This is a genomic window from Endozoicomonas sp. (genome assembly GCF_031844845.1).
Classification (GTDB): Bacteria; Pseudomonadota; Gammaproteobacteria; order Pseudomonadales; family Endozoicomonadaceae; genus Endozoicomonas.
Genome location: NZ_JAVRMB020000422.1, coordinates 1 through 8941 on the forward strand (window position 1 = coordinate 1; position 8941 = coordinate 8941).

An 8941-nucleotide genomic window follows, 5' to 3' on the forward strand; every position below is an offset into this window, starting at 1 on the left:
GGAGGGCAGCGTTCCCCGAATCAAGCGACGTATGTCTACTGCTGTATGTAAAGTCGCTACCATTTGCTTTATCGAAATTCCTCCCTAAATAGAATCTATCAGAGCCGGATGAGCAATTTGTTCGGTGCTGATCAGAGGAGCGTTGGTTACGACTTGATCTGAGCCTGGTGACTTGCCTCTTCTTATCAGCAGGCTGTTGCTCTGTCTCCACATCACCTGTCTTGCATGTGCAGGAACACAGGATTTGCAAGACCCTTCCCAGCCAGTTAGACGAAGTATTATTATGACCTTTTCCAGTATCCTGATTTCTAACAGTAGCAGGGGGAGGGTATTGTACAGTCTCCATTAATACTTCCAGCCTTATGGTTATTCGTTAGAGCAGAGCAATATCTCTCTCCATTGAAACGACTCGCTCTCTGGATAAATGCAGTTGGCTAACTCTAGATGCTTTGTTCGTTTTAACAACTTTTTGTTGTGCTTTTGTTTGCGTGATTTATAAATGTCTGCCGACATGTCTTGACATCAGAGATGTCAAAACGTAAGTTTCAAACAACTGTTTGAAATAGCGTTATACTTGTCTACATCTATAAGTAAAAGAATATCGAGGATGCGTCATGCCAGATTATAAAGCCCCCCTCCGTGATATCCGGTTCGTGCGTAATGAGCTGTTGGGCTATGAAGAACATTACGCCAACCTCCCTGAAGGTCAGGATGCTACACCGGATATGGTGGATGCGATTCTGGAAGAAGGTGCAAAATTCTGTGAGCAGGTACTGTCACCCATCAACCGTGTCGGTGACGAAGAAGGTTGTACCTGGAAAGAAGACGGCGTTACCACGCCAACCGGGTTTAAAGAAGCCTACCAGCAGTTTGTTGAAGGTGGCTGGCCATCACTGGCCAGTGATGCCGGGCATGGTGGCCAGGGTCTTCCTGCCTCACTGGGTCTGGTACTGAGTGAGTTGATGGGGGAAGCCAACTGGTCCTGGGGGATGTATCCCGGTTTAAGCCATGGCGCCATGAACACGTTAGAAGCCCATGGTACGGAAGAACAGAAAGAAACGTATCTGACCCGCCTTATTTCCGGTGAGTGGACCGGAACCATGTGTCTGACCGAATCCCACTGTGGTACTGACCTTGGGATGTTGAAGACCAAAGCCGTGCCACAGGAAGACGGCACTTATCGTATTTCTGGTACCAAAATATTTATCTCTGCCGGTGAACACGATATGGCAGAGAATATTGTGCATATTGTCCTGGCCCGTTTACCGGGCGCTCCTGAAGGCACCAAAGGTATTTCCCTGTTTATCGTTCCCAGGCATCGTTCTGATGCTCTGAATGAAAGCAATGGTGTCAGCTGTGGTTCCATTGAACATAAGATGGGTATCCACGGTAACGCGACCTGCGTGATGAACTTTGATGATGCCACCGGCTACTTGATCGGTGAGCCAAATAAAGGGTTGAACTGCATGTTCACCTTTATGAACTCTGCCCGTCTGGGTACCGGTATTCAGGGTATTGCCCATGCTGAAGTCGCCTATCAGGGAGCGGTAAGATATGCCCGTGATCGTCTGCAGATGCGGTCATTGTCTGGAGCCAAGAATCCTGACGGACCTGCAGACCCGATTATCGTTCATCCCGATGTCCGTCGTATGTTGTTGACCATCAAGGCTCTGACGGAAGGTAACCGTGCACTGGTTTACTACACCGCACAAATTGCGGATTTAATGAACAGTCCGGATGAAGCCGTTCGCAAACAGGCAGACCTTGAGCTGAGTTTTTTAACGCCTATCGTTAAGGCCTTTATGACCGAGACAGGCTTTGAAGCCGCTAACCTGGGTGTGCAGTGCTATGGTGGCCATGGCTATATCAGTGAATGGGGTATGGAGCAGAATGTTCGCGATAGCCGTATCTCCATGCTTTATGAAGGCACTACGGGTATTCAGGCGCTGGACCTGCTGGGTCGTAAAGTCCTGATGACCCAGGGTGCCACCATGAAGCCATTCACCAAAGTGATTCATAAGTTCTGTCAGGCGCAGGCAGGTAATGGGGAGCTGCAGGAGTTTATCAAACCATTGACTGCTCTGAATAAAGAGTGGGGCGATATGACCCTGCAGATTGGCATGAAAGCGATGCAGAATAAGGAAGAGGTTGGTGCAGCATCGGTAGATTACCTGATGTACTCCGGCTATGCCTGTCTCGCTTACTTCTGGGCAAGAATGGCGTTGACTGCTCAGGAGGCTCTGGCTGGTGGCACCACAGAAGAAGGCTTCTATAAAGCCAAAATACAGACTGCCCGGTTCTACTACCAGCGCTTGTTGCCAAGAGCGCAGATGCATAAAACCTGCCTGGAGTCTGGATCGGAAAATCTTCTGGCCATGAAAGAAGAAGATTTTGGTGACGTTTAGGAGGAATAAGTCCAGAGGTGCAACTTGCCTTGGTGGGTTGCACCTCCTATAGAGAGCAGGTAAAATTTTTGGGATAAAGCAATCTGCCAGACTCCAAAAACCCACCCCACTCGAACATGAGAAATTGCCCGTACATGGATCAGATAAGCATGGATTCCTATCGCAGTATTCCAGCAGTCGTATTCATTATTTCCGTTATATTCATTGCCTCCGTTATATTCCAGCCTACTAACCCATTCTGCTCAAATTCTCCATCCTCCGAAGCAGAAACCGCCACCCTCCAAGCAGTAATACCGAGTACCACAGCGCATAAAGTAGCCCCCGCTATGACCGCCACCTTATAGCCATTAAACCAACGACTGCAAGCTTTGGTCTGGGGCTGGAATTCTAAATCTGGTGAAAGTGATTGAGAAAGTAGTTGATAAGGAGAAGTGTTTCCTACATTAGCCACGGACTTGCTCCAAAAAAAAAGTGTGATGAGCTTCTGACACCAACTTAATTAATTGGTTCAACAATTCTTAGTGGGTCTGGCAGGCTAAACAGCCATGAGCTGCTGATTCACAATAAAAAGGTTACCTGTTGGGTAGCCTTTTTTTATTGGAGAATTTTTATCAAATGTCAGGAATATTTCTGGTTAAGCGTTACTGAATTTCATCAAGAATCATAAAGCTCAGGAAGGTCGTTGGCAGTGCAATAATCAGTATCACAGGGAGAGTAGGGTTTAATAATATCAGGAGTCCCGCTACGAGCCAGATGGTCTTTACCCAGCCACGTTTGGTGCGATCTTTTCTGGAACTGACCTGACGATGAGATCGGCTTAATAAGCCAGACGACTGACTAAAAAGAGTCAATAAAGAGATTCGCAGTATGGTTGCAATCAGGGTAATAAGGTATCGCATAAAACGCCTGTTTTTCGGTTATCAAAATATCTGGACGTTCTCTTTACAAAAGGGCCGCTTATCCACCGTACCTGTCTGGTCTAATCAATTTTTATGTTATCCGGTTATTGGTCAAACGTTTAAATAAGCTATTAAAATCAAGCTCACTTAGTTCATCGGCAATGGGCACTTTTTTATGATGGGCCCATGGTGAGGAGACGTCTTGCAGTGATTTTTTACTACTATGGTGCACGCTGCTGCGGTTTTTAACACATAAGTTTTCAGGCACTGTTAGTTTTGCCAGCCTGTTAGATATGGTCTATAAAAAGGGGTTTGCTTTTGATGAGGCTCTGGCGCTGAATAGCTGTGTAAATGCTGTATCACTATGAAGAAGAATATCCCAATTATGAAAAGCCTGTTTATTCTTCTGATTATTTCTATGGATCCTGCTTTTCCCGATGATTCTCTGAATAAAATTGATGATAAAGAGTGGCACTGGTCATTGAAGGATGAAGTATCCGGATGGGATGTAACGCTATTTGATCAGTATCCCGAGGAGAATCAGTCTCAGCTCTGGTATCAAACCAAAGTGGCGTCTGGCCTGGCATTTGGAGTTCTGGGGGTGATTGCCCTGCTGCCGAAAAGTGTCTCTAAGTGGGATAAATCAGAAATCAGACCCATCAAAAAATGGTGGGATAATGTGAAGTCCGGGCCGGTCTGGGATACGGATGAATGGTATATCAATTTCATCGGGCATCCCTATTTTGGCGGTGTGTACTATGTAATGGCGCGATCGTCAGGTTACAACCAGTGGAACTCATTGGTTTATTCCTTTCTGATGTCCACTTTTCTCTACGAATATGGAATTGAAGCCATGTGTGAGCCCCCATCCATTCAGGATATTATCGTTACCCCGCTGGGGGGGTGGTTATACGGTGAATGGGCTTACCAGGAAAAACTGAATATTCTGGCAAGTGACCGCGAAGTCATGGGCTCAAAGGGGCTGGGTTCTACCGCTCTGTTTCTTCTCGATCCTGTCGGCAAAATCAGTCAGTGGGTCAGTGGTGATAAGAACGATGGCATTGTACAAAATTTGTCGATTCGTTTGAGTGTTATGCCGCCAGCCTCCAGCCTTTCATACGATAGAAAAAAATTGCTCGATTTTGATGACCGCTATTTTGGGGTGGAGGTTTTCTTTAATTTCTAAAGGTGACGGATGAGCATAAAGAGCAACAGCCTTTCACTGTAAAACAGGCTTCCCCTCAGGTAATATGCCTTCACGGAATCAAGTAAAACAGCTATGAGCCACTATGGATTTTCCTGTGTAAAAGTTCAGTAGGGAAATAGCTGTATTTCTATAGTAAGAAGAATAATTCCAGGAGTGGAGAGTCATGGCCGAGTACAAAGCCCCCCTTCGTGATATGCGTTTCGTCATGTACGACGTATTTAATGTGACCGAACAATGGTCGCAGTGGCCTGCAATCCGTGAAATGGTGGATCAGGAGACGGCAGATGCCATTCTGGAAGAGGGTGCCAAGCTGGCTTCTCGCACCATCGCCCCCCTGAATCGCTCTGGAGATGAAGAGGGCTGTCACTGGGATAATGGGCAGGTTACTACGGCTGCTGGCTACAAAGAGGCTTACAAGCTGTTTGCTGAAGGTGGCTGGACTGGTTTAGGTGGTAACCCGGCCCTTGGTGGTATGGGGATGCCCAAAGTACTGGCTGCCCAGTTTGACGAAATGATCTGCAGTGCCAGCCTGGCATTTACGCTCTATCCCAGTCTGGGTGCCGGGGCCAGTCTTGCTATTGATGCCCATGGCTCTGATGAGTTGAAAGCGGCCTACCTGCCGCAAATGTACTCCGGTGAATGGGCCGGAACCATGTGTTTGACAGAACCTCATGCCGGCACTGACCTGGGGATTATCCGAACCAAAGCTGAAGATAATGGCGATGGCAGTTACTCAATCAGTGGCACCAAGATCTTTATTACCGGCGGAGAGCACGACCTGACCGATAATATTATCCATCTGGTTCTGGCTAAACTGCCGGATGCGCCGGCAGGCCCAAAGGGCATTTCACTCTTCCTGGTGCCAAAATTTCTGGTTAATGAAGATGGTTCGCTGGGAGAACGTAATACGCTGGCCTGTGGCTCCATTGAACATAAAATGGGCATCAATGCATCAGCAACCTGCGTGATGAATTTTGATGGCGCCAAAGGTTACCTGGTTGGTGGTCTGAACAAAGGGCTGAACGCTATGTTCACTATGATGAACTACGAGCGTTTGTTTGTAGGGATTCAGGGATTGGGCAGCAGTGAGAGGTCATACCAGAATGCCCTTGAATATGCTCAGGATCGTGTACAGGGGCGTTCTGCCAGTGGCGCAGTCCAGAAAGATAAAGTGGCTGATCCGTTGTTGGTACATGGTGATATCCGACGAATGCTGCTCAATATGAAAGCCCTGAATGAGGGTGGCCGGGCTTTCTCCACTTATGTGGCGAAACAGCTGGATACCGCAAAATTCAGTCAGGATGCCGATGAACAGGCAAAAGCATCTGCCCTGGTGGCACTGCTAACGCCGGTTGTTAAAGCGTTCTTGACGGATGCAGGCCTGGAAAGCTGTGTGGCAGGCCAGCAGGTGTTTGGTGGTCATGGCTTTATTCGTGAATGGGGTCAGGAGCAATTGGTTCGTGATGTGCGTATTACCCAGATTTACGAGGGAACTAATGGCATCCAGGCCCTGGATCTGCTGGGTCGTAAGATTTCGATGAGTGGTGGTACTTACTTTGAGACCTTCCTGAGCGAGGTTCGACACTCGGTAAATGCCGATGACGAGTTTGCTGATGAGTTATTGTCTTCTGTTGATAAGTTGGAAGAACTGACTCGACAATTGCTGGCTCAGTCCAAAAATGACCCGAATGTCATCAACTCTGCCTGTGTTGATTATCTCAACGCTTTTGCTTATGTGGCTTATGGCTGGATATGGTCATTAATGTCCAAAACGGCGACAAGAAAGCTTTCTGAAGGTAGTGAGGACCAAGCCTGGCTGGAAGCGAAGCAGATTACAGCCCGCTACTACTTCAAGCGTCTGTTGCCTCGCTTTGACAGTGCAGCGGCCTCTGCCATTTCGGGAACTGAGGAACTGTTTGCGTTGAACCCTTCTCAATTCTAACGGTCAAATACAACCGGAATTAACCTGAATAAAACCCCACTTGATGGGGTTTTATTTGATATAACTTCGGTGATGCAGATGATTTCCAGTCAGAATTACAGGTTCATACAATCGGTGTGCTTCTCCATTATTATCCTGATCTCTGGAAATAGTGCCTATGGAGTTGAAAATATTGAGCCCCGGATACACGCCAATAATTTTTTGCTAAAACAAAAAGATACGGAACAGTGCCTGATTGTATTGGACGAACTGGAAGGTTGTTCGTCCGATGAAAATGGGCCAATAGAAAGCTGTAGTGATAGTAATAGAGTAGTGTTTGACAACTGTAACGAAGGGGGACCCGGGCAAAGATGGGTATTTGACTTTCTGAACAGGCGTATTCACTCTCTTGAGCGCAGTGCGGAGCTCTGCCTGACCCGATTGCCTGAAAAGTTATCCATGGAAAACTGTCAGGCTGACAGTCTTAAGCAGTTGTGGTTTTTTAATCAGCAGGATGAGTTTTTCAGTCGTGTCGATTTTTCTGATCCTCTTGCATTTATAAAGATGCTGAAAAAAGAAGATGAAAATCCATCACCGGTCATTTTCCAGTTTGTTGACTCTGAAACCGGAGACGATCAGTGTTATCTCAGCCCTTTTACCGGTAGAGTCGACTGCCCCGGGTTTGAACATGATGCAGCGTCTTTGCAAAAGCAGGAGGTTGAATTCTGGAACTGGTCTGGCAAATGGCCATGGCAGCCAAAACAGATAAAGCTGACAGGGGATTTGAAACTGGGTGACATTAATAACAATCGCTGCCTGGCTATTGAACAATGCCATGTTGATAGTGTTGGTCAATATGACTGTTTTGGTAAATCTAAAGTCAGGGTACAGGCTTGCAAGCCGGTAAGTTCTCAAATCTGGCGTTATGATCTCGCTTCCAAAAGGCTATTCAACAAACAGGCGGGTGAGCAGTTCTGCTTAGGCTGGCAGTCAGGGATAATGTCTTTAGAACATTGTCTTTCAGGCGAGGCTGTGTCTCAGAAGTGGTACTTTTTCCGAGGCAATGGGCGTCAATATCCAGAAAGAGGTCGTTTGCGCTGGTTCTCTAATCAACGTGAACATTATGATTATATTAAGTCCCTTGATTTTGATCCAATAGTCAAATTCGAAATATTGAAAAAGGATACTCAAGGAGTAGATTGTGGTTATGATCCTGTTGATGGTCTTTGGAAAGGTCGATGTTCTAATTAGATTATTTGATAAGTGAAGTAATCCATAATTACCATTTACGATTTAGGTGTCGGTTTTCTTTGTTTTTATAGGTAAATACCCTTCTTGATTTATTAAAATAAAAATTACCTTGATTATTTTCTGTGACTCAAAAGAAATTCGCTGCTACCTTTGCATACGTCAACGGATTTGTATCGAACATCAGCGAGTAATTTGTTTGATGCGAAATAGGATGATTTTTTTATTGGGGTGACGGAATGGAAGATGTCAGCTGATAATCGTCAGCTGATAATCAATGAACTGAAAATATGAAAAATTTATTTCTATTATTGGTTGATTCAGTCCAGACATTTTAGTCAGTAAATAGTCATTTTTTTTTATTGGTTTCTGGTGTTTTTCTGATGTTGATTGTGATCAAACCTATTTCCAGACTTACATGGGGTTAGATACGAAGCGAGTGTTGCAGAAAGAAAAGACCCCGTCCTCAATATATTACAAGGTATCTGTTAGACCGGAAAAATTCATGGGAATAATGTGAAAAGCTCAGGCTGAGTTTTAAACATAAGAAGATTCACTGGAGTGCTTTGAGTCCGATTTTCGGGCCGTTTTTGTCATTGACTGGCATGAGTGCTCTGTTTTTAAGCTGATAACCAAAATAAGAAAGGAACTGCTTGTGACTGATTTACTCCAGTGGGGGTTGGATTTTATTGCCTGGATTCAGCAATATCGAAATCCGATAATGGATTCTTTTATGCGACATACAACCGATTCAGGCGGGAAATATTTTATTTACTTTTTTCCGCTCCTGATCTGGTGCCTTAATTTCCGGTTCATGGTACGCGTTTCTACCATGTTCCTGTTGTCCTTTTTTATTAATATCAGTTTCAAGGATATGCTGGCTTTACCCAGGCCATTTGAGGTTGTTCCCGGGATTACGCCTGACCGGGAGTGGGGCTTTGGCATGCCAAGTGGCCACGCCCAGAACTCAGCTCTGTTATGGGTTATGCTCGCCGTCAGTGTTGCAAGACGATGGTTTTGGGTTATTGCGCTATCCATTGCTTCGCTGATTGGTTTCTCCAGAGTGTATTTTGCTCTTCACTTTCCCGGAGATATTCTGGGGGGGTGGTTATTGGCTGCCATTCTTTTGTGGGCATACTCTGCATGGAGTGACCCAATCGCTGTCTGGTTGCAGAAACAATCCATAATGCCTTTGATCGTCGGTTTTGGGCTGGTAATGGGTGGGCTCTACCTGTTCTATATGTGGGTATTCGACATGCCA

6 protein-coding genes are annotated in these 8941 nt (G+C 45.9%); 5 read left to right on the plus strand and 1 reads right to left on the minus strand.

Annotation, left to right across the window (positions count from 1 at the left end):
* Nucleotides 1-614 precede the first annotated feature (614 nt).
* Nucleotides 615-2405 carry an acyl-CoA dehydrogenase C-terminal domain-containing protein gene (locus RM811_RS23195; protein ID WP_402529035.1) on the plus strand — a complete coding sequence of 597 codons (1791 nt, stop codon included), beginning with the start codon at nt 615-617 and terminating at the stop codon, nt 2403-2405.
* Between the two features lie 641 nt (nt 2406-3046).
* On the opposite strand, the gene RM811_RS23200 is transcribed toward RM811_RS23195, so the two are convergent.
* Nucleotides 3047-3304: a hypothetical protein gene (locus tag RM811_RS23200; RefSeq protein ID WP_402529038.1), complete on the minus strand. Its 258-nt coding sequence runs from the start codon at nt 3302-3304 to the stop codon at nt 3047-3049.
* A 385-nt stretch (nt 3305-3689) separates the two neighbouring features.
* On the opposite strand from RM811_RS23200, the gene RM811_RS23205 reads away from it, so the two are divergent.
* The 4 genes from RM811_RS23205 to RM811_RS23220 form a co-directional block, all read left to right on the plus strand.
* The gene (locus tag RM811_RS23205; protein WP_402529040.1) at nt 3690-4490 is read left to right on the plus strand and encodes a DUF3943 domain-containing protein; all 801 of its coding nucleotides are present in this window, start codon (nt 3690-3692) and stop codon (nt 4488-4490) included.
* 184 nt (nt 4491-4674) lie between these two features.
* Complete coding sequence (locus RM811_RS23210) at nt 4675-6453, plus strand: acyl-CoA dehydrogenase C-terminal domain-containing protein (protein WP_402529042.1); 1779 nt, start codon at nt 4675-4677, stop codon at nt 6451-6453.
* Between the two features lie 114 nt (nt 6454-6567).
* Entirely contained in the window at nt 6568-7683 is a 1116-nt protein-coding gene (locus tag RM811_RS23215; RefSeq protein WP_402529044.1) for a hypothetical protein, read from the plus strand.
* 652 nt (nt 7684-8335) lie between these two features.
* On the plus strand, nt 8336-8941 hold a 606-nt coding region (locus RM811_RS23220), incomplete at its 3' end, for a phosphatase PAP2 family protein (RefSeq protein WP_402529046.1).